Genomic DNA, 19,426 nt, shown 5'->3' on the forward strand with positions numbered 1-19,426 from the left:
AAGTGGGAGAGCACAAGAGTAAGGAATATAGTCGTGTCTAAAGAAAAATTTGAACGTACCAAACCCCATGTAAACGTCGGTACTATCGGCCACGTTGACCATGGTAAAACTACCCTGACTGCAGCAATCACCACCGTACTGGCTAAAACCTACGGCGGTAGCGCTCGTGCTTTCGATCAGATCGATAACGCACCAGAAGAAAAAGCACGTGGTATCACCATCAACACTTCTCACGTTGAATATGACACCCCGTCACGTCACTACGCGCACGTTGACTGCCCAGGGCACGCCGACTACGTTAAAAACATGATCACTGGTGCTGCTCAGATGGACGGCGCTATCCTGGTTGTTGCTGCAACTGATGGCCCTATGCCACAGACTCGTGAGCACATCCTGTTAGGTCGTCAGGTTGGCGTTCCTTACATCATCGTATTCATGAACAAATGTGACATGGTTGATGATGAAGAGCTGCTGGAATTGGTAGAAATGGAAGTTCGTGAACTTCTGTCTGCTTACGATTTCCCAGGCGACGATCTGCCAGTAGTACGTGGTTCTGCTCTGAAAGCGCTGGAAGGCGAAGCTGAGTGGGAAGCTAAAATCATCGAACTGGCTGGTTACCTGGATTCTTACATCCCAGAACCAGAACGTGCTATCGACAAGCCGTTCCTGCTGCCAATCGAAGACGTATTCTCTATCTCTGGCCGTGGTACTGTAGTAACTGGTCGTGTAGAGCGCGGTATCGTTAAAGTTGGTGAAGAAGTAGAAATCGTTGGTATCAAAGATACTGCTAAATCTACTTGTACTGGCGTTGAAATGTTCCGCAAACTGCTGGACGAAGGTCGTGCTGGTGAGAACGTTGGTGTTCTGCTGCGTGGTATCAAGCGTGAAGACATCGAACGTGGTCAAGTTCTGGCTAAACCAGGCTCAATCAAACCACACACTACCTTTGAATCAGAAGTTTATATTCTGAGCAAAGACGAAGGCGGCCGTCATACTCCGTTCTTCAAAGGCTACCGTCCTCAGTTCTACTTCCGTACAACTGACGTGACCGGTACCATCGAACTGCCAGAAGGCGTTGAAATGGTGATGCCAGGTGACAACATCAACATGGTTGTTACTCTGATTCACCCAATCGCAATGGACGACGGTCTGCGTTTCGCAATCCGTGAAGGCGGCCGTACTGTAGGCGCTGGTGTTGTTGCTAAAGTTATCGCTTAATTATTTTATTGATTAAGTTAAAAGGGCGCTTCGGCGCCCTTTTTTATTGCCTAAAATGAATAATCTTAATTGAAATAACTCGCATTCTTATTTACACTTGAAATATTGGTTAAGAAGTGAGTTATTTTATGTATGTTTGCCTGTGTAATGCGATATCTGACAAAGTTATCCGTAAAGCTGTACGCCAGCACCATCCACATACCATCCAACAATTGCGTCAACTTGTGCCTATCGGTACAGACTGCGGGAAGTGCATTCGACAGGCTAGAGAGATCTTGATCGAGGAACGCGCTAACATTCCAGAAATGAATGATGTTGCCTAATAGTTAGCAGGGAGAAGTTTTCCCCACACTTTGCCATCTGGTACTACACTTTTAGTACTGGAAGCGGAGGGTATTTCTATGAAAGGCGATAAAAAGATAATTGCACATCTCAATAAACTACTCGGAAACGAGCTAGTTGCTATCAATCAATATTTTCTCCATGCCCGAATGTTTAAAAACTGGGGGCTGATGCGCCTTAATGATAAGGAGTATCACGAATCCATCGACGAAATGAAGCATGCGGATAAATATATTGAGCGCATCTTGTTCCTCGAGGGCATCCCCAACTTGCAGGATTTGGGTAAGTTGAATATTGGTGAAGACGTAGAAGAAATACTGAAATCTGACTTAGCCCTCGAATTAGCCGGCGCGAAGGATCTACGTGAAGGCATTGCCTATGCGGACTCAATCCATGACTATGTTAGCCGTGATTTGCTGAAAGAAATCTTGGCTGAAGAAGAAGGACATATTGATTGGCTTGAGACAGAACTTAGTTTGATTGACCGCTTAGGGATACAAAACTACTCCCAAGCCCAGCTTGCAACAAAAGACTAACTCCTCGCAGATCACCCGATAGCCTATCTAGCCATGATGTTTTTAGTCAAAAGAGTGAGCGCGATTAGCCTCACTCTTTCCCTTCATGAATCCCCACGAATAGCTTCATTCTTTCCCGATTAAATTATCTAGTAAGTTTTCGCATAGATTTTCAACACCCGCTTGCTTCCTGCTGGTATTTACGTATAATGCGCGGGCCTACCTAATCTTGATAGGTCAGATTGAAACTAATCTGTCGGTTTCAACCTAGTGTTGCAACTGAACAATACTCCCGATATGGGGGTTATATGTTGAACGATTACACTCCCCCATCAATCGAAATGGGTGCGAGGAGTGATCATTTACGTTTATAAATAATTGGAGCTCTGGTCTCATGCAGAACCAAAGAATCCGTATCCGCCTGAAAGCGTTTGATCATCGTTTGATCGATCAATCAACTGCGGAAATCGTCGAGACTGCCAAGCGCACTGGTGCGCAGGTTCGTGGTCCGATCCCGCTGCCAACTCGCAAAGAGCGCTTTACTGTTCTGATTTCTCCGCACGTCAATAAAGATGCGCGCGATCAGTACGAAATTCGCACTCACAAGCGTCTGGTTGACATCGTTGAGCCAACCGAGAAAACCGTTGATGCTCTGATGCGTCTGGATCTGGCTGCCGGTGTAGACGTGCAGATCAGCCTGGGTTAATCAGGTCATTGAGCGATTGAGAGGTTGAAACAATGATTGGTTTAGTCGGTAAAAAAGTGGGCATGACTCGTATCTTCACTGAAGATGGCGTTTCAATCCCAGTAACTGTTATCGAAATTGAAGCGAACCGCGTAACTCAGGTCAAAAGCCTGGAGAACGACGGATACCGTGCTGTGCAAGTAACTACCGGTGCTAAAAAAGCTAACCGTGTTACTAAACCAGAAGCGGGTCATTTCGCTAAAGCTGGCGTAGAAGCTGGCCGTGGTCTGTGGGAATTCCGCCTTCCAGAAGGTCAAGAATTTACTGCTGGTCAAGAAATTAGCGTCGAAATTTTTGCAGACGTTAAGAAAGTCGACGTTACAGGTACGTCTAAAGGTAAAGGTTTTGCCGGTACTGTTAAGCGCTGGAACTTCCGTACCCAAGATGCTACCCATGGTAACTCCTTGTCTCACCGTGTTCCGGGTTCTATCGGTCAAAACCAGACTCCGGGCAAAGTGTTCAAAGGCAAGAAAATGGCTGGCCACCTGGGTGACGAACGTGTGACTGTTCAGAGCCTGGACGTAGTACGTGTTGACGCTGAGCGCAACCTGCTGTTGGTTAAGGGTGCTGTACCGGGCGCAACCGGTGGCAACCTGATCGTTAAACCAGCTGTGAAGGCGTAAGGGGATAGCAATGGAATTAGTATTGAAAGACGCGCAAGGCGCGCTGACTGTTTCCGAAACTACCTTCGGTCGTGATTTCAACGAAGCGCTGGTACATCAGGTTGTTGTTGCTTATGCAGCAGGTGCCCGTCAAGGTACCCGTGCTCAGAAGACCCGCGCTGAAGTGACTGGTTCCGGTAAAAAACCGTGGCGCCAGAAAGGTACCGGCCGTGCGCGTTCAGGTTCTGTAAAGAGCCCGATCTGGCGTTCAGGTGGTGTGACCTTCGCTGCGAAGCCTCAGGACCACAGTCAAAAAGTAAACAAAAAGATGTACCGCGGCGCGCTGAAAAGCATTCTGTCCGAATTGGTACGTCAAGATCGTCTGATCATTGTCGAAAAATTCTCTGTTGAAGCACCTAAAACTAAGTTGCTGGCGCAGAAATTGAAAGATATGGCTCTGGAAGATGTGCTGATCGTAACGGGTGAACTGGATGAGAACTTGTTCTTGGCAGCTCGCAACCTGTACAAGGTTGACGTTCGCGATGTAGCCGGTATCGACCCAGTTAGCCTGATCGCCTTCGACAAAGTGGTTATGACTGCTGATGCTGTGAAGCAAGTTGAGGAGATGCTGGCATGATTCGTGAAGAACGTCTGCTGAAAGTACTGCGCGCGCCGCATGTATCTGAAAAAGCGTCCGCTGCGATGGAAAAGAATAACACCATCGTTCTCAAAGTTGCCAAAGACGCGACCAAAGCAGAAATTAAAGCTGCAGTGCAGAAACTGTTTGAAGTCGAAGTCGAAGACGTTAACACCTTGCTGGTTAAAGGCAAGAGTAAGCGTCACGGTCAGCGTGTTGGTCGTCGTAGCGACTGGAAAAAAGCTTACGTCACCCTGAAAGAAGGCCAGAATCTGGACTTCATCGGCGGCGCAGAGTAAGTCGGAGGAGTAAACAATGGCAATTGTTAAATGTAAACCTACATCTCCGGGTCGTCGCCACGTTGTTAAAGTGGTTAACCCTGAGCTGCACAAGGGTAAGCCTTATGCCCCGTTGCTTGAGAAATTAAGCAAAAGCGGTGGCCGTAACAACAATGGCCGTATCACTACCCGTCATATCGGTGGTGGCCACAAGCAGCATTATCGTCTGGTTGACTTCAAACGCAACAAAGATGGTATCCCTGCAGTGGTAGAGCGTCTGGAGTACGATCCGAACCGTTCCGCAAACATTGCGTTGGTTCTGTACAAAGACGGCGAACGCCGTTATATCCTAGCGCCTAAAGGCCTGAAAGCTGGTGACCAGATTCAATCTGGCGTTGATGCTGCAATTAAAGCAGGTAACACCCTGCCTATGCGTAACATCCCAGTTGGTTCAACGGTTCATAACGTAGAAATGAAACCAGGTAAAGGCGGCCAATTGGCTCGTTCTGCTGGTGCATACGTTCAGATCGTTGCTCGTGACGGTTCCTACGTTACTCTGCGTCTGCGCTCCGGCGAAATGCGCAAGGTTCAAGCTGATTGCCGCGCCACCTTAGGTGAAGTCGGTAACGCTGAACACATGCTGCGTGTCCTGGGTAAAGCAGGTGCCAGTCGTTGGCGTGGTATTCGTCCTACCGTTCGCGGTACGGCGATGAACCCGGTAGATCACCCGCACGGTGGTGGTGAAGGTCGTAACTTTGGTAAGCACCCGGTAACCCCGTGGGGCGTTCAGACCAAAGGTAAGAAGACCCGTAGCAACAAGCGTACTGATAAGTTCATCGTACGTCGCCGTAGTAAAAAATAATTAGAGGATAAGCCATGCCACGTTCTCTCAAGAAAGGTCCCTTCATTGACCTGCACTTGCTGAAGAAGGTAGAGAAAGCGGTGGAAAGCGGAGACAAGAAGCCAATTCGGACTTGGTCCCGTCGTTCAACGGTCTTTCCAAATATGATCGGTTTGACCATCGCTGTCCATAATGGTCGTCAGCACGTTCCAGTATTCGTTTCCGATGAAATGGTCGGTCACAAACTGGGTGAATTCGCGCCGACCCGTACTTATCGCGGCCATGCGGCCGATAAAAAGGCTAAAAAGCGCTAAGGTAGGAGGAAGAGATGGAAACTATCGCTAAACATCGCCACGCTCGTTCTTCTGCTCAGAAGGTTCGCTTGGTAGCGGACCTGATTCGCGGTAAGAAAGTGTCGCAAGCTCTGGAAACTCTGACCTACACCAACAAGAAAGCTGCTGGTTTGGTTAAGAAGGTACTAGAGTCTGCCATTGCTAACGCAGAACACAACGATGGCGCTGACATCGATGATCTGAAAGTCACGAAGATCTTCGTAGACGAAGGCCCTAGCATGAAGCGCATTATGCCGCGTGCAAAAGGTCGTGCAGATCGCATCCTGAAGCGCACCAGCCACATTACTGTGGTTGTGTCCGATCGCTGAGACTCTGGAGACTAGCAATGGGTCAGAAAGTACATCCTAATGGTATTCGACTAGGTATTGTCAAAGCTTGGAACTCTACCTGGTACGCAAATACCAAAGAATTCGCTGACAACCTGGACAGCGACTTTAAAGTTCGCCAATTCCTGACTAAGGAATTAGCGAAAGCTTCCGTTTCTCGCATCGTTATCGAGCGTCCAGCGAAGAGCATCCGTGTGACTATTCACACCGCTCGCCCTGGCATCGTTATCGGCAAGAAAGGTGAAGATGTCGAAAAACTGCGTAAGGTCGTAGCGGATATCGCTGGCGTTCCTGCACAGATTAACATCGCCGAAGTCCGTAAACCGGAACTGGACGCAAAATTGGTTGCTGATAGCATCACTTCACAGCTGGAACGTCGTGTTATGTTCCGTCGTGCTATGAAGCGTGCTGTACAGAACGCAATGCGTCTTGGCGCTAAAGGTATCAAAGTTGAAGTAAGCGGCCGTCTTGGCGGTGCTGAAATCGCGCGTACCGAATGGTACCGTGAAGGTCGTGTTCCGTTGCATACACTGCGTGCGGATATCGATTACAACACATCTGAAGCGCACACCACTTATGGTGTAATCGGCGTTAAGGTATGGATCTTCAAAGGTGAGATCTTGGGTGGTATGGCTGCTGTTGAACAACCGGAACCGGCTGCTCAACCTAAAAAGCAGCAGCGTAAAGGCCGCAAGTAAGGAGAATCGCTGATGTTACAACCAAAGCGTACAAAATTCCGTAAGATGCACAAAGGCCGTAACCGTGGCCTTGCGCAAGGTACGGATGTTAGCTTCGGTGAGTTCGGCCTGAAAGCTTGTGGCCGTTGCCGCCTGACGGCTCGTCAAATCGAAGCAGCCCGTCGTGCGATGACACGTGCAATTAAGCGTCAAGGTAAGGTCTGGATCCGTGTATTCCCGGACAAACCGATCACCGAGAAGCCGCTCGAAGTGCGTATGGGTAAAGGTAAGGGTAACGTAGAGTATTGGGTTGCCCTGATCCAGCCAGGAAAAGTTTTATTTGAAATGGCTGGTGTGCCGGAAGAAACTGCTCGCGAAGCATTTAAGCTCGCAGCAGCGAAACTGCCTGTAGGAACCACCTTTGTAACTAAGACGGTGATGTAATGAAAGCACAAGAGCTGCGTGAAAAAAGCGTTGAAGAGCTGAACACTGAGCTGCTCAACCTGCTGCGTGAGCAATTTAATTTGCGCATGCAGGCGGCTAGTGGCCAGCTGCAACAAACTCACCTGTCGAAACAAGTGCGTCGTAATATCGCACGTGTTAAGACTTTACTGACTGAAAAGGCGGGTGCGTAATGACTGACCAAATCCGTACTCTGCAAGGTCGCGTAGTTAGTGACAAAATGGAGAAATCCATGGTTGTTGCTATCGAACGTGTGGTGAAGCACCCGATTTACGGGAAATTCATCCGTCGTACGACGAAATTGCATGTACATGACGAGAACAATGAATGTGGTATCGGTGACGTGGTAGAAATCCGCGAATGCCGTCCATTGTCAAAGACTAAGTCTTGGACACTTGTTCGCGTTGTAGAGAAAGCGATTCTGTAATAGAGTAGCCAACTCGCACATAATAAACGGCTCAGAAAGTGAGCCGTTTATTTTTTCTACCCATAATCTGGAAGCGGTGTTATAATGCTGCGCCCTCATTCTTGGGGCTTTTAAACGACCTATTCTGGGTCCTAAAGTAGTAGTTGACATTAGCGGAGCACTAACATGATCCAAGAACAGACTATGCTGAACGTGGCCGACAACTCCGGTGCACGTCGCGTAATGTGTATCAAGGTTCTAGGTGGCTCGCACCGTCGCTACGCAGGCATCGGCGACATCATCAAGATCACCATCAAGGAAGCAATTCCTCGTGGCAAGGTGAAGAAAGGCGATGTTCTGAAGGCGGTAGTGGTGCGCACCAAGAAGGGTGTACGTCGCCCGGACGGTTCTGTCATTCGCTTCGATGGCAACGCTTGTGTTATTTTAAATAATAACAGCGAGCAGCCAATCGGCACGCGTATTTTTGGGCCGGTAACTCGTGAACTGCGTAATGAGAAGTTCATGAAAATTATCTCTCTGGCACCAGAAGTACTCTAAGGAGCGAACCATGGCAGCGAAAATCCGTCGTGATGACGAAGTTATCGTGCTAACCGGGAAAGACAAAGGTAAGCGCGGTAAAGTAAAGAATGTCCTGTCTGCTGGTAAGGTCATTGTTGAAGGTATCAACCTGGTTAAAAAACATCAGAAGCCGGTTCCGGCCCTGAACCAACCAGGTGGCATTGTTGAAAAAGAAGCTGCAATTCAAGTTTCCAACATTGCGCTGTTCAACGCGACAACCGGTAAGGCTGACCGTGTAGGCTTTAGATTCGAAGACGGCAAAAAAGTCCGTTTCTTTAAATCTAACAGCGAAACTATCAAGTAATTTGGAGTAATACGATGGCGAAACTGCATGATTACTACAAAGACGAGGTGGTCAAACAACTGATGTCTCAGTTTGACTACAACTCTGTCATGCAAGTCCCTCGGGTCGAGAAGATCACCCTGAACATGGGTGTTGGTGAAGCGATCGCTGACAAGAAACTGCTGGATAATGCAGCAGCTGACTTGGCAGCTATCTCCGGCCAAAAGCCGTTTATCACCAAAGCACGCAAATCTGTTGCAGGCTTCAAAATCCGTCAGGGCTATCCGATCGGCTGTAAAGTGACCCTGCGTGGCGAACGCATGTGGGAATTCTTAGAGCGTCTGATTACCATTGCTGTACCTCGTATCCGTGACTTCCGTGGCTTGTCCGCTAAGTCATTCGATGGTCGTGGTAACTACAGCATGGGTGTGCGCGAGCAGATCATCTTCCCGGAAATCGACTACGATAAAGTCGATCGTGTACGTGGCTTGGATATTACCATTACCACTACTGCGAAATCCGATGATGAAGGCCGTGCATTGTTGGCTGCTTTTAAATTCCCATTCCGCAAGTAAGGTAGGGTTACTGATGGCTAAGCAATCAATGAAAGCACGCGAAGTCGTTCGCGTGAAACTAGCTAACAAATACCGCGCTCAACGCGAGGAATTAAAAGCTATTATCTCTGGTGTGAACTCATCCGACGAAGATCGTTGGAATGCTGTTCTGAAGCTGCAGTCTCTGCCGCGTGATTCCAGCCCGTCCCGTCAGCGTAACCGCTGCAACCAAACTGGTCGTCCGCATGGTTTCCTGCGGAAGTTCGGGTTGAGCCGTATTAAAGTCCGTGAAACCGCAATGCGCGGTGAAATCCCGGGCCTTAAAAAGGCTAGCTGGTAATTGTCACCAATTGAATCACGGGAGTAAAGACAGATGAGCATGCAAGATCCGATCGCGGATATGCTGACCCGTATCCGTAACGGTCAAGCCGCAAACAAAGTTGCGGTCACCATGCCTTCCTCCAAGCTGAAAGTGGCAATTGCCAACGTTCTGAAGGAAGAAGGTTTTATTGAAGATTTTAAAGTCGAAGGCGACACCAAGCCTGTACTGGAATTAGCACTTAAGTATTTCCAGGGCAAGGCAGTGGTAGAAAGCATTCAACGTATCAGCCGTCCAGGTCTGCGCATCTATAAGAAAAAAGATGAGCTGCCAAAAGTTATGGCCGGTTTGGGTATCGCTGTTATTTCTACCTCTAAAGGTGTTATGACCGATCGTGCAGCTCGCCAAGCAGGTCTTGGTGGCGAGATTATCTGCTACGTAGCTTAATTCGGGAGGAAAGAATGTCTCGTGTTGCAAAAGCACCCGTCGTCATTCCTGCCGGCGTAGAGGTAAAACTCAACGGTCAGGTTATTTCGATTAAGGGTAAGAACGGCGAGCTGACTCGTACCGTCCATAGCGCTGTTGAAGTTAAGCAAGAAGAAAATACACTGACTTTCGCTCCACGCGAAGGCGCTGTAGACGGTTGGGCCCAAGCGGGTACCACTCGTGCACTGCTTAATGCAATGGTCGTTGGTGTTACCGAAGGCTTCACTAAGAAGCTTCAATTGGTAGGTGTAGGTTACCGTGCCGCAGTTAAAGGCAACGTGGTGAATTTAGCTTTAGGCTTCTCTCATCCAGTTGACCACGAATTGCCGGCTGGCATCACTGCCGAATGCCCGACCCAAACTGAAATCGTGCTGAAAGGCGCTGATAAGCAGGTGATTGGTCAGGTTGCAGCAGATTTGCGTGCCTACCGTCGTCCTGAGCCTTATAAAGGCAAGGGTGTCCGTTACGCCGACGAAGTCGTGCGTACCAAAGAGGCTAAGAAGAAGTAAGGTAACACTATGGATAAGAAAGCAGCTCGTATCCGTCGTGCGACCCGCGCACGCCGCAAGCTCAAAGAACTGGGTGCGACTCGCCTGGTGGTACATCGTACCCCACGCCATATTTACGCGCAGGTTATTGCACCAAACGGTTCTGAAATTTTGGTCGCCGCTTCTACTGTAGAAAAAGCTATCAATGAGCAATTGAAGTACGCCGGCAACAAAGATGCCGCAGCAGCTGTAGGCAAAACTATTGCTGAGCGCGCATTGGAAAAAGGGATCACGAAAGTATCCTTTGACCGTTCCGGTTTCCAATATCATGGTCGAGTCCAGGCACTGGCAGATGCTGCCCGTGAAGCTGGCCTTCAGTTCTAAGGTAGAGGTGTAAGATGTCTCACATCGAAAAACAAGCTGGCGAACTGCAGGAAAAGCTGATCGCGGTAAACCGCGTATCTAAAACCGTAAAAGGTGGCCGTATTTTCAGCTTTACCGCACTGACAGTAGTTGGTGATGGTAACGGTCGCGTTGGTTTTGGCTACGGCAAAGCACGCGAAGTTCCGGCAGCGATCCAGAAAGCGATGGAAAAAGCCCGTCGCGCTATGATTAATGTTGCTTTGGATAACGGCACTCTGCAGCACCCAGTAAAAGGTGCTCACACAGGTTCCCGTGTATTCATGCAACCAGCTTCTGAAGGTACCGGTATTATCGCCGGTGGTGCAATGCGCGCCGTCTTGGAAGTTGCAGGGGTTCATAACGTATTAGCTAAAGCATATGGTTCTACTAACCCGATCAACGTGGTTCGTGCAACTATCGCTGCTTTAGAAGATATGAAATCCCCAGAAATGGTCGCTGCTAAGCGTGGTAAATCCGTCGAAGAAATTCTAGGGAAATAACCATGGCAAAGACTATTAAAGTAACTCAAACAAAAAGCAGTATCGGTCGTTTGCCAAAGCATAAGGCAACCCTGATCGGTTTAGGTCTGCGTCGTATTGGTCATACTGTAGAGCGTGAGGATACTCCTGCTGTACGTGGTATGGTCAACTTGGTTTCCTACATGGTTAAAGTTGAGGAGTAACAGATGCGTTTAAATACTCTGTCTCCGGCTGAAGGTGCCAAGCATGCGCCGAAGCGTGTAGGTCGTGGTATCGGTTCTGGCCTGGGTAAAACTGCTGGTCGTGGTCACAAAGGTCAGAACTCACGTTCTGGTGGTGGCGTACGTCGTGGTTTTGAAGGTGGTCAGATGCCTTTATATCGTCGTTTGCCGAAATTCGGCTTCACCTCTCGCAAAGCTATGATCACGGCAGAAGTTCGTCTGTCTGAACTGGCTTTAGTGGAAGGCGACGTAATCGACCTGAACACGCTGAAAGCCGCTAACGTTGTTGGTACCCAGATTGAGTTCGCGAAAGTTATGCTTTCAGGCGAAATCACTCGTGCGGTAACTCTTCGTGGTCTGCGTGTCACCAAAGGCGCTCGTGCTGCTATCGAAGCTGCTGGCGGTAAAATTGAGGAATAAGTAGCAGATGGCTAAGCAACCAGGATTAGATTTTCAAAGTGCTAAAGGCGGATTAGGCGAACTGAAGCGCAGACTTTTGTTTGTTATCGGTGCGCTTATTGTTTTCCGTATCGGCTCTTTTATTCCGATTCCTGGTATCGATGCCACTGTGCTTGCTAAATTGCTCGAGCAGCAGAGAGGGACCATCATTGAAATGTTTAACATGTTCTCTGGTGGTGCTCTCAGTCGTGCTTCTATCTTTGCCTTGGGTATCATGCCGTATATTTCGGCGTCGATTATTATCCAACTGTTAACGGTGGTTCATCCAGCGTTGGCAGAAATAAAGAAAGAAGGGGAGGCTGGCCGTCGCAAGATTAGTCAGTACACCCGTTATGGCACGTTGGTATTGGCTATATTCCAATCGATCGGTATTGCTACCGGTCTGCCGAATATGCCTGGGATGCAAGGTCTGGTAATCAATCCAGGCTTTGCTTTCTATTTTACCGCTGTTGTTAGCTTGGTCACCGGGACAATGTTCCTAATGTGGCTGGGCGAACAGATTACTGAGCGTGGTATCGGTAACGGTATCTCAATCATAATCTTCGCTGGTATTGTTGCGGGTCTTCCACCTGCAATAGCTCATACCATCGAGCAAGCTCGGCAAGGCGACCTGCACTTCCTCCTGTTGCTGTTGGTTGCAGTATTAGTGTTTGCAGTAACCTTCTTCGTTGTTTTCATTGAACGTGGTCAGCGTCGTATCGTCGTTAACTATGCTAAACGTCAACAAGGTCGTCGTGTTTATGCAGCACAGAGCACACACTTACCGTTGAAAGTGAATATGGCCGGGGTTATCCCAGCAATCTTTGCTTCCAGCATAATTCTGTTCCCTGCCACGATTGCATCATGGTTTGGGGGTGGGACAGGTTGGAACTGGCTGACGACTATTTCGATGTATTTGCAGCCGGGACAGCCGCTTTATGTGTTACTCTATGCGTCTGCAATCATCTTCTTCTGTTTCTTCTACACGGCGTTAGTATTCAATCCGCGTGAAACAGCAGATAACCTGAAGAAGTCCGGTGCATTCGTGCCAGGAATTCGTCCGGGAGAGCAAACGGCGAAGTACATCGATAAAGTAATGACGCGTCTAACCTTAATTGGTGCGATGTATATTACTTTCATCTGCCTGATCCCGGAGTTCATGCGTGACGCGATGAAAGTACCATTTTACTTTGGTGGTACCTCCCTACTTATCGTAGTGGTGGTCATCATGGACTTTATGGCTCAAGTGCAAACTCTGATGATGTCTAGTCAATACGAGTCTGCATTGAAGAAAGCAAACCTGAAAGGCTATAACCGCTAATTCAGGGATGTTTGAGAAGTTACGGAGAGTAAAAATGAAAGTTCGTGCTTCCGTCAAGAAATTATGTCGTAACTGCAAAATTGTTAAGCGTAACGGTGTCGTTCGCGTAATCTGCAGTGCCGAACCAAAGCATAAACAGCGTCAAGGCTGATTTATCTTGCATATTTTTCTTGCAAAGTTGGGTTGAGCTGGCTAGATTAGCCAGCCAATCTTTTGTATGTGACTGCAATACTATTTGAGTATCCTGAAAACGGGCTTTTCAGAATGGTATTGCTGTATAAAATAGTAGGAGTGCATAGTGGCCCGTATAGCAGGCATTAACATTCCTGATCAGAAACATACCGTTATCGCATTGACTGCGATCTACGGCATCGGTAAAACCCGTTCACAGGCTATCTGTGCTGCGGCGGATATCGCTGAAAATGTTAAGATCAGTGAGCTGTCTGAAGAGCAAATCGAGAAGCTGCGTGACGAAGTTGCCAAGTACGTTGTAGAAGGTGATCTGCGTCGTGAGGTGACCCTGAGCATCAAGCGTCTGATGGACCTTGGGACTTATCGTGGTTTGCGTCATCGTCGTGGTCTACCAGTTCGCGGTCAGCGTACTAAGACCAACGCACGTACCCGTAAGGGTCCGCGTAAACCGATCAAGAAATAATCGGGGTGATTGAATAATGGCAAAGGCACCTATTCGTGCACGCAAGCGTGTAAGAAAGACAGTCTCTGACGGTGTGGCTCATATCCATGCTTCTTTCAACAACACCATCGTTACCATTACAGATCGTCAAGGTAACGCATTGGGTTGGGCAACAGCAGGTGGTTCCGGTTTCCGTGGATCTCGTAAGTCTACTCCGTTTGCAGCGCAAGTTGCAGCAGAGCGCTGCGCTGACGCAGTGAAAGAATACGGTATCAAGAATCTGGAAGTTATGGTTAAAGGACCTGGTCCGGGCCGTGAGTCTACTATCCGTGCGTTAAACGCGGCTGGTTTCCGCATCACTAATATTACTGATGTGACTCCGATCCCTCATAACGGTTGTCGTCCGCCGAAAAAGCGCCGCGTATAACGCTGCTTTTAGGTTTGTTGGAGAGAGAAAATGGCAAGATATTTGGGTCCTAAGCTCAAGCTGAGCCGTCGTGAGGGCACAGACCTGTTCCTTAAGTCTGGCGTTCGCGCGATTGACACCAAGTGTAAGATTGAACAACCACCTGGCCAGCACGGTGCGCGTAAACCGCGTCTGTCTGACTACGGTGTGCAGTTACGTGAGAAACAAAAAGTTCGCCGTATCTATGGTGTTCTAGAACGTCAATTCCGTAACTACTATAAAGAAGCAGCACGTCTGAAAGGCAACACTGGTGCAAACCTGTTGCAATTGCTGGAAGGCCGTCTGGATAACGTAGTTTACCGTATGGGCTTTGGCGCAACTCGTGCTGAATCACGTCAGCTGGTTAGTCATAAAGCTATCATGGTAAATGGTCGCGTTGTTAACATCGCTTCTTATCAGGTATCTCCGAATGACGTAGTCAGCATCCGTGAGAAAGCTAAAAAGCAGTCTCGTGTTAAGGCAGCTTTGGAGCTGGCTGAGCAGCGTGAAAAGCCGACTTGGCTGGAAGTTGATGCTGTTAAGATGGAAGGTGTGTTCAAGCGTATTCCTGAACGTACTGATCTGTCTGCGGACATTAACGAACACCTGATCGTCGAGCTTTACTCCAAGTAAAGCTTAGTACCAAAGAGAGGACACAATGCAGGGTTCTGTGACAGAGTTTCTAAAACCGCGCCTGGTAGATATCGAGCAAGTCAGTTCGACGCACGCCAAGGTGACCCTTGAGCCGTTAGAGCGTGGCTTTGGCCATACTCTCGGCAACGCACTGCGCCGTATTCTGCTTTCATCTATGCCGGGTTGCGCGGTGACCGAGGTTGAGATTGATGGTGTACTGCATGAGTACAGCACCAAAGAAGGCGTACAGGAAGATATCCTGGAGATCCTGCTCAACCTGAAAGGGCTGGCGGTGAGAGTTCAGGGTAAAGATGAAGTTATTCTTACCCTGAATAAGTCTGGCATTGGCCCTGTGACTGCAGCCGATATCACCCATGATGGTGATGTCGAAATCGTCAAGCCGCAGCACGTTATCTGCCACCTGACCGATGAAAACGCATCTATTAGCATGCGTATCAAAGTTCAACGTGGTCGTGGTTATGTGCCGGCTTCTGCCCGAATTCATTCGGAAGAAGATGAGCGCCCGATTGGTCGTCTGTTAGTAGACGCATGCTATAGCCCTGTAGAGCGTATTGCCTACAATGTTGAAGCAGCGCGTGTAGAACAGCGTACCGACCTGGACAAGTTGGTTATCGAGATGGAAACCAATGGTACGATCGATCCTGAAGAGGCGATCCGCCGTGCGGCAACTATCTTGGCTGAACAGCTTGAAGCTTTCGTTGACCTACGTGATGTACGTCAGCCGGAAGTTAAAGAAGAGAAGCCAGAGTTTGATCCGATCCTGCTGCGCCCTGTTGACGATCTGGAATTGACTGTCCGCTCTGCTAACTGCCTCAAGGCAGAAGCTATCCACTACATCGGTGATCTGGTACAGCGTACTGAAGTCGAGCTGTTGAAAACGCCGAACTTGGGTAAAAAATCTCTTACTGAGATTAAAGACGTGCTTGCATCACGTGGTCTTTCTTTAGGCATGCGCCTAGAAAATTGGCCGCCAGCTAGCATTGCTGACAACGAGTAACCGGATCACAGGTTAAGGTTTTACTGAGAAGGATAAGGTCATGCGCCATCGTAAGAGTGGTCGTCAACTGAACCGTAACAGCAGCCATCGCCAGGCTATGTTCCGTAACATGGCCGGCTCTTTGGTTCGTCATGAGATAATCAAGACGACCCTGCCGAAAGCGAAAGAGCTGCGTCGCGTTGTTGAGCCGCTGATTACTCTTGCCAAGACCGACAGCGTAGCTAATCGTCGTCTGGCATTCGCCCGTACTCGTGATAACGAGATCGTGGCAAAACTGTTTAACGAGCTAGGCCCGCGTTTCGCGAGCCGCGCCGGTGGTTACACTCGCATTCTGAAGTGTGGCTTCCGTGCAGGCGACAACGCACCGATGGCTTACATCGAGTTAGTTGATCGTGCTGCATCGCAAGCAGAAGTAGTTGCTGCAGAGTAATCTGTAAACGCGTAAAAAAACCGGGCTTGCCCGGTTTTTTTACGTCCAAAATTCAGTAGGATAAGTTTCTATTCTCCCTATCTTCTCTCTGTCCTCTTATTATTTATCTACCAATCTATTAATCTTAACTATCATCCATTTTAAGAATTCTGGTCTTTTGAGTGTGATATGGGATTAATTGATGAATGGGCCGAAAGGCATATTATTAAAGCTCAAGAGAAGGGTGAACTTGATAACTTGCCAGGAAATGGTAAACCACTCTTCCTTGACGATGATACCTTTGTCCCTACTGAATTAAGGGTTGGGTATCGTTTGCTAAAAAACGCGGGCTATCTTCCTCCTGAATTGCAAGATAGACAGGAAGCTCTCACTATTACGGACTTATTATCGCAACTCGATAAGCAGCATGATGATTATGCCAATTTACATAAGCGTCTGGCTTTGTTGGAATTAAGATTGAGGCAAGCAGGGCTTAACACCGACTTTTTGCGTAAAGAGTACCAGCAGAAAGTAGCAAAAAAGTTGTCTAAAGGGAGTGACTAAATGCTAAAGATTGGGCAGCTTGCGAAACTCGCTGATGTTACGCCAGACACTATTCGTTATTACGAAAAGCAAGGGATGATGGATCATGGCAAACGGACGGAGGGGGGGTATCGATTGTATAATGATCAAGATTTACAACGTTTAAGATTCATCCGTTATGCGAAGCAACTCGGATTTACATTAGAAACAATCGCTGAGTTATTGTCGATCCGCGTGGATCCTGAACATCACACATGTCAGGAATCAAAAGCGATTGTAGACTCTCGGCTGCATGATGTGGAGAGTAAGATTACTGAGTTGAAAAGGATGCGTGACTCCTTAAAACGCTTGAGTAGTGCGTGCTGTGGGAGTGAGCATGCCACAACCTATTGCTCTATTTTAGAAGCTCTAGAGCAGGGGGCGGCTGAAGAGTTATCAACAGACTAAATTTTTTAAATAGAGAGTTTCAATCAGTTCATACAAGCAGTATTATTCGCGGGATTTTTAATCAATAAGTTTACGAATGAGGCAATATTATGACGACGTATCGGCATACCAAAGGAAAAATTAAAGATAATGCGCTGGAAGCTCTACTTCATGACCCACTTTTCAGACAACGTATTGAGAAGAATATTAAAGGTAAAGGAAGTTACCAGCGCAAAGAAAAACATGTAAAAGGCGGTAGCTGGGAGGCCAGTGGTAAAAAATTTGATGATTGTTTACCACTGGCCTTCTGGTTTTAGAGCAATAAAAAAGCCATCAATTTGATGGCTTTCAACGTTTGCAATATTGAAATTATTTAGATTGCTGTGCTTTTAGCAAATCACGAATTTCTGCGAGTAATTTTTCTTCTGTCGTAGGCGCTGGCGGTGCTGCAGGCTCTTCTGCTTTTTCACGACGCAATTTGTTCATCAGTTTAACTGCAGAGAAAATAGCCAGTGCCACAATGACGAAGTCAAAAATACTCTGAATAAATGTACCGTAATTCATTACTACCGCAGGTATGGTTCCTTCGGCTGCTCGTAATACGAAATGGAATTGTTTGAAATCGACTCCACCTAGCAATAGGCCCAGTGGCGGCATGATGATATCGGCGACAAGTGAAGAAACTATTCTGCCGAACGCAGCACCAATAATAACCCCGACAGCTAAGTCGACAACATTGCCACGCATGGCAAATTCACGAAATTCCTTCATAAAACTCATAACCCACACTCCATTTAAAAATGAACTACTTAATCTTAGCCAAATAAAACCCGACACAACCAGAATTATAGGAGAATTTTTAATATTCCCTATGGGAATAGTTTTAATTGATAACTCTAGTGAGCTAATTTAATTTTTGTTAGTTATAAGAAGAATGGGCTTGGTTGGAACAAGCGCTCTACATCGGGAACAAATTTCTTGTGGGTTATAAACATCACCACATGGTCGCCTTGTTTAATGATTGAATTACCATTAGCGATAATAACTTCGTCACCACGCACAATTGCGCCGATAGTCGTGCCGGGAGGAAGTTTGATATCTTCTACCATTCTGCCTACAACTTTGGATGTACTTTCATCACCATGAGCGATGGCTTCTATCGCTTCTGCTACACCACGTCTTAATGAGGAAACACTGACAATATCGGCTTTGCGTACATGACCTAGCAGTGCAGAAATCGTGGCTTGCTGTGGCGATATAACAATATCAATCACACTTCCTTGAACCAGATCGACATAAGCGCTGCGCTGTATTAATACCATCGCCTTTTTGGCACCCATGCGCTTCGCCAGCATAGCCGACATGATATTAGCTTCATCATCATTGGTAATGGCAATAAAGACATCAACCTGTTCAATATGTTCTTCTGCGAGCAACTCTTGGTCTGAGGCATCGCCATAAAATACGATAGTATCATGTAGCATTTCAGCTAATTCAGCGGCTCTTTGCTGGTCGCGTTCAATTAATTTTACGCTGTAATCTTTTTCTAATCGTAAAGCTAAACCTGCGCCGACATTGCCACCGCCAACAATCATGATACGTTTGTAAGGTTTTTCCAGACGCTGTAATTCACTCATTACAGCTCGGATATGTTGTGAAGCGGCAACAAAGAAGACTTCATCACCCGCTTCAATGATCGTTGAACCTTGTGGGCGAATCGGCCTATCTTGACGGAATATCGCGGCTACACGGGTATCAATGTGCGGCATATGCTCGCGCAACGATGATAATGCATTCCCCACTAGTGGCCCGCCATAATAGGCTTTGACCGCGGCAATACTCACTTTTCCCTCGGCAAAGTTGACCACCTGCAAAGCCCCCGGATATTCGATTAGTTTATAGATGTAATCGATAACTAGCTGTTCCGGTGATATTAAATGGTCAATAGGCACGGCTTCCGGTAGGAAGAGTTTATCTGCTTCACGGATATATTCAGCTGAACGGATACGCGCGATACGATTTGGGGTATTAAAGAGTGAGTATGCAATTTGGCAGGCAACCATATTAGTTTCGTCAGAGTTAGTGACTGCCACCAACATATCAGCATCTTCTGCGCCGGCTTCGCGTAAAACACGAGGATGTGAGCCGTGCCCTTGTACCACTCGTAGGTCAAATTTATCTTGCAACTGACGTAACCGGCCAGAATCAACATCGACGACGGTGATATCGTTGTTCTCACCCACCAAGTTTTCTGCCAGGGTTCCGCCAACTTGCCCCGCCCCAAGAATAATTATTTTCATAGCGTTCTCTATTTCACACTGAAATTAGATTTGAGGCAGCCAAGGC

36 protein-coding genes are annotated in these 19,426 nt (G+C 47.7%); 34 read left to right on the forward strand and 2 right to left on the reverse strand.

Annotated features, from left to right (window positions below; translation table 11 throughout):
* Positions 1-33 precede the first annotated feature (33 nt).
* The 34 genes from tuf (at position 34) to ACIOG0_RS01295 (ending at position 17,397) form a co-directional block, all read left to right on the forward strand.
* Positions 34-1,218, forward strand: coding sequence for an elongation factor Tu (gene tuf / locus ACIOG0_RS01130; RefSeq protein WP_050076773.1), 1,185 nt, complete (start codon positions 34-36; stop codon positions 1,216-1,218).
* A 128-nt stretch (positions 1,219-1,346) separates the two neighbouring features.
* On the forward strand, positions 1,347-1,541 hold the full coding sequence (gene bfd / locus ACIOG0_RS01135; RefSeq protein WP_050099597.1) for a bacterioferritin-associated ferredoxin: 195 nt from the start codon (positions 1,347-1,349) through the stop codon (positions 1,539-1,541).
* Positions 1,542-1,619: 78 nt separating this feature from the next.
* Positions 1,620-2,096, forward strand: a complete 477-nt coding sequence (bfr, locus tag ACIOG0_RS01140; protein WP_050099598.1) for a bacterioferritin — start codon at positions 1,620-1,622, stop codon at positions 2,094-2,096.
* Positions 2,097-2,469: 373 nt separating this feature from the next.
* Positions 2,470-2,781: a 30S ribosomal protein S10 gene (rpsJ, locus tag ACIOG0_RS01145; RefSeq protein ID WP_001181005.1), complete on the forward strand. Its 312-nt coding sequence runs from the start codon at positions 2,470-2,472 to the stop codon at positions 2,779-2,781.
* A 32-nt stretch (positions 2,782-2,813) separates the two neighbouring features.
* Positions 2,814-3,443 (forward strand): 50S ribosomal protein L3, encoded by a 630-nt coding sequence (gene rplC / locus ACIOG0_RS01150; protein ID WP_004709250.1) that lies wholly within the window; start codon positions 2,814-2,816, stop codon positions 3,441-3,443.
* A gap of 10 nt (positions 3,444-3,453) precedes the next feature.
* Positions 3,454-4,059 (forward strand): 50S ribosomal protein L4, encoded by a 606-nt coding sequence (rplD, locus tag ACIOG0_RS01155; RefSeq protein ID WP_019213299.1) that lies wholly within the window; start codon positions 3,454-3,456, stop codon positions 4,057-4,059.
* A complete protein-coding gene (gene rplW, locus ACIOG0_RS01160) occupies positions 4,056-4,358 on the forward strand; it encodes a 50S ribosomal protein L23 (protein WP_005159841.1) in 303 nt (100 codons plus the stop codon). Before rplD ends, rplW begins: the two co-directional genes overlap by 4 nt.
* A gap of 16 nt (positions 4,359-4,374) precedes the next feature.
* On the forward strand, positions 4,375-5,199 hold the full coding sequence (gene rplB, locus ACIOG0_RS01165; RefSeq protein WP_002213425.1) for a 50S ribosomal protein L2: 825 nt from the start codon (positions 4,375-4,377) through the stop codon (positions 5,197-5,199).
* 14 nt (positions 5,200-5,213) lie between these two features.
* Complete coding sequence (gene rpsS, locus ACIOG0_RS01170; protein ID WP_002213430.1) at positions 5,214-5,492, forward strand: 30S ribosomal protein S19; 279 nt, start codon at positions 5,214-5,216, stop codon at positions 5,490-5,492.
* A gap of 14 nt (positions 5,493-5,506) precedes the next feature.
* On the forward strand, positions 5,507-5,839 hold the full coding sequence (rplV, locus tag ACIOG0_RS01175; protein ID WP_002223844.1) for a 50S ribosomal protein L22: 333 nt from the start codon (positions 5,507-5,509) through the stop codon (positions 5,837-5,839).
* A gap of 17 nt (positions 5,840-5,856) precedes the next feature.
* Positions 5,857-6,555 carry a 30S ribosomal protein S3 gene (gene rpsC / locus ACIOG0_RS01180; RefSeq protein ID WP_002221644.1) on the forward strand — a complete coding sequence of 233 codons (699 nt, stop codon included), beginning with the start codon at positions 5,857-5,859 and terminating at the stop codon, positions 6,553-6,555.
* A 12-nt stretch (positions 6,556-6,567) separates the two neighbouring features.
* Positions 6,568-6,978 (forward strand): 50S ribosomal protein L16, encoded by a 411-nt coding sequence (gene rplP, locus ACIOG0_RS01185; RefSeq protein ID WP_002218940.1) that lies wholly within the window; start codon positions 6,568-6,570, stop codon positions 6,976-6,978.
* On the forward strand, positions 6,978-7,169 hold the full coding sequence (rpmC, locus tag ACIOG0_RS01190; RefSeq protein WP_005159843.1) for a 50S ribosomal protein L29: 192 nt from the start codon (positions 6,978-6,980) through the stop codon (positions 7,167-7,169). The genes rplP and rpmC overlap by 1 nt, the downstream gene beginning before the upstream one ends.
* Positions 7,169-7,423, forward strand: a complete 255-nt coding sequence (gene rpsQ, locus ACIOG0_RS01195) for a 30S ribosomal protein S17 (protein WP_002228135.1) — start codon at positions 7,169-7,171, stop codon at positions 7,421-7,423. Before rpmC ends, rpsQ begins: the two co-directional genes overlap by 1 nt.
* A gap of 165 nt (positions 7,424-7,588) precedes the next feature.
* Positions 7,589-7,960 (forward strand): 50S ribosomal protein L14, encoded by a 372-nt coding sequence (gene rplN, locus ACIOG0_RS01200; protein ID WP_002213325.1) that lies wholly within the window; start codon positions 7,589-7,591, stop codon positions 7,958-7,960.
* Positions 7,961-7,970: 10 nt separating this feature from the next.
* Positions 7,971-8,285: a 50S ribosomal protein L24 gene (gene rplX / locus ACIOG0_RS01205; RefSeq protein WP_004709242.1), complete on the forward strand. Its 315-nt coding sequence runs from the start codon at positions 7,971-7,973 to the stop codon at positions 8,283-8,285.
* Positions 8,286-8,299: 14 nt separating this feature from the next.
* Complete coding sequence (rplE, locus tag ACIOG0_RS01210) at positions 8,300-8,839, forward strand: 50S ribosomal protein L5 (RefSeq protein ID WP_005159856.1); 540 nt, start codon at positions 8,300-8,302, stop codon at positions 8,837-8,839.
* 13 nt (positions 8,840-8,852) lie between these two features.
* Complete coding sequence (gene rpsN / locus ACIOG0_RS01215) at positions 8,853-9,158, forward strand: 30S ribosomal protein S14 (RefSeq protein WP_004391418.1); 306 nt, start codon at positions 8,853-8,855, stop codon at positions 9,156-9,158.
* 33 nt (positions 9,159-9,191) lie between these two features.
* Positions 9,192-9,584, forward strand: coding sequence for a 30S ribosomal protein S8 (rpsH, locus tag ACIOG0_RS01220; RefSeq protein ID WP_004709239.1), 393 nt, complete (start codon positions 9,192-9,194; stop codon positions 9,582-9,584).
* A gap of 14 nt (positions 9,585-9,598) precedes the next feature.
* Positions 9,599-10,132, forward strand: a complete 534-nt coding sequence (gene rplF / locus ACIOG0_RS01225) for a 50S ribosomal protein L6 (protein ID WP_004391415.1) — start codon at positions 9,599-9,601, stop codon at positions 10,130-10,132.
* 9 nt (positions 10,133-10,141) lie between these two features.
* The gene (gene rplR / locus ACIOG0_RS01230) at positions 10,142-10,495 is read left to right on the forward strand and encodes a 50S ribosomal protein L18 (RefSeq protein WP_002213336.1); all 354 of its coding nucleotides are present in this window, start codon (positions 10,142-10,144) and stop codon (positions 10,493-10,495) included.
* Between the two features lie 14 nt (positions 10,496-10,509).
* Positions 10,510-11,013, forward strand: a complete 504-nt coding sequence (gene rpsE, locus ACIOG0_RS01235) for a 30S ribosomal protein S5 (RefSeq protein ID WP_004391412.1) — start codon at positions 10,510-10,512, stop codon at positions 11,011-11,013.
* A gap of 2 nt (positions 11,014-11,015) precedes the next feature.
* Complete coding sequence (gene rpmD, locus ACIOG0_RS01240) at positions 11,016-11,195, forward strand: 50S ribosomal protein L30 (protein WP_002213339.1); 180 nt, start codon at positions 11,016-11,018, stop codon at positions 11,193-11,195.
* A gap of 3 nt (positions 11,196-11,198) precedes the next feature.
* On the forward strand, positions 11,199-11,633 hold the full coding sequence (gene rplO / locus ACIOG0_RS01245) for a 50S ribosomal protein L15 (RefSeq protein WP_004391411.1): 435 nt from the start codon (positions 11,199-11,201) through the stop codon (positions 11,631-11,633).
* 7 nt (positions 11,634-11,640) lie between these two features.
* Entirely contained in the window at positions 11,641-12,972 is a 1,332-nt protein-coding gene (secY, locus tag ACIOG0_RS01250; RefSeq protein WP_002213344.1) for a preprotein translocase subunit SecY, read from the forward strand.
* Positions 12,973-13,006: 34 nt separating this feature from the next.
* Complete coding sequence (rpmJ, locus tag ACIOG0_RS01255) at positions 13,007-13,123, forward strand: 50S ribosomal protein L36 (protein ID WP_002227352.1); 117 nt, start codon at positions 13,007-13,009, stop codon at positions 13,121-13,123.
* A gap of 147 nt (positions 13,124-13,270) precedes the next feature.
* On the forward strand, positions 13,271-13,627 hold the full coding sequence (gene rpsM, locus ACIOG0_RS01260) for a 30S ribosomal protein S13 (protein ID WP_050099599.1): 357 nt from the start codon (positions 13,271-13,273) through the stop codon (positions 13,625-13,627).
* 16 nt (positions 13,628-13,643) lie between these two features.
* Positions 13,644-14,033 (forward strand): 30S ribosomal protein S11, encoded by a 390-nt coding sequence (rpsK, locus tag ACIOG0_RS01265; RefSeq protein WP_004709234.1) that lies wholly within the window; start codon positions 13,644-13,646, stop codon positions 14,031-14,033.
* A gap of 30 nt (positions 14,034-14,063) precedes the next feature.
* On the forward strand, positions 14,064-14,684 hold the full coding sequence (rpsD, locus tag ACIOG0_RS01270) for a 30S ribosomal protein S4 (RefSeq protein ID WP_002218949.1): 621 nt from the start codon (positions 14,064-14,066) through the stop codon (positions 14,682-14,684).
* Positions 14,685-14,709: 25 nt separating this feature from the next.
* Positions 14,710-15,702, forward strand: a complete 993-nt coding sequence (locus ACIOG0_RS01275) for a DNA-directed RNA polymerase subunit alpha (protein WP_004709232.1) — start codon at positions 14,710-14,712, stop codon at positions 15,700-15,702.
* 40 nt (positions 15,703-15,742) lie between these two features.
* On the forward strand, positions 15,743-16,132 hold the full coding sequence (gene rplQ, locus ACIOG0_RS01280; protein ID WP_004391407.1) for a 50S ribosomal protein L17: 390 nt from the start codon (positions 15,743-15,745) through the stop codon (positions 16,130-16,132).
* A gap of 168 nt (positions 16,133-16,300) precedes the next feature.
* The gene (locus ACIOG0_RS01285; protein ID WP_050139991.1) at positions 16,301-16,675 is read left to right on the forward strand and encodes a DUF1992 domain-containing protein; all 375 of its coding nucleotides are present in this window, start codon (positions 16,301-16,303) and stop codon (positions 16,673-16,675) included.
* On the forward strand, positions 16,676-17,101 hold the full coding sequence (gene zntR, locus ACIOG0_RS01290) for a Zn(2+)-responsive transcriptional regulator (protein WP_050099601.1): 426 nt from the start codon (positions 16,676-16,678) through the stop codon (positions 17,099-17,101).
* Between the two features lie 89 nt (positions 17,102-17,190).
* Positions 17,191-17,397 carry an alternative ribosome-rescue factor A gene (locus ACIOG0_RS01295; protein WP_128451411.1) on the forward strand — a complete coding sequence of 69 codons (207 nt, stop codon included), beginning with the start codon at positions 17,191-17,193 and terminating at the stop codon, positions 17,395-17,397.
* Between the two features lie 52 nt (positions 17,398-17,449).
* On the opposite strand, the gene mscL is transcribed toward ACIOG0_RS01295, so the two are convergent.
* Both mscL and trkA read right to left on the reverse strand, forming a co-directional pair.
* Positions 17,450-17,860 (reverse strand): large-conductance mechanosensitive channel protein MscL, encoded by a 411-nt coding sequence (mscL, locus tag ACIOG0_RS01300; RefSeq protein ID WP_019213306.1) that lies wholly within the window; start codon positions 17,858-17,860, stop codon positions 17,450-17,452.
* Positions 17,861-18,003: 143 nt separating this feature from the next.
* A complete protein-coding gene (gene trkA / locus ACIOG0_RS01305) occupies positions 18,004-19,380 on the reverse strand; it encodes a Trk system potassium transporter TrkA (protein ID WP_050099603.1) in 1,377 nt (458 codons plus the stop codon).
* Positions 19,381-19,426: the final 46 nt, after the last annotated feature.

The sequence above is a fragment of the Yersinia vastinensis genome, from assembly GCF_044905075.1.
GTDB classification, from domain to species: Bacteria; Pseudomonadota; Gammaproteobacteria; order Enterobacterales; family Enterobacteriaceae; genus Yersinia; species Yersinia vastinensis.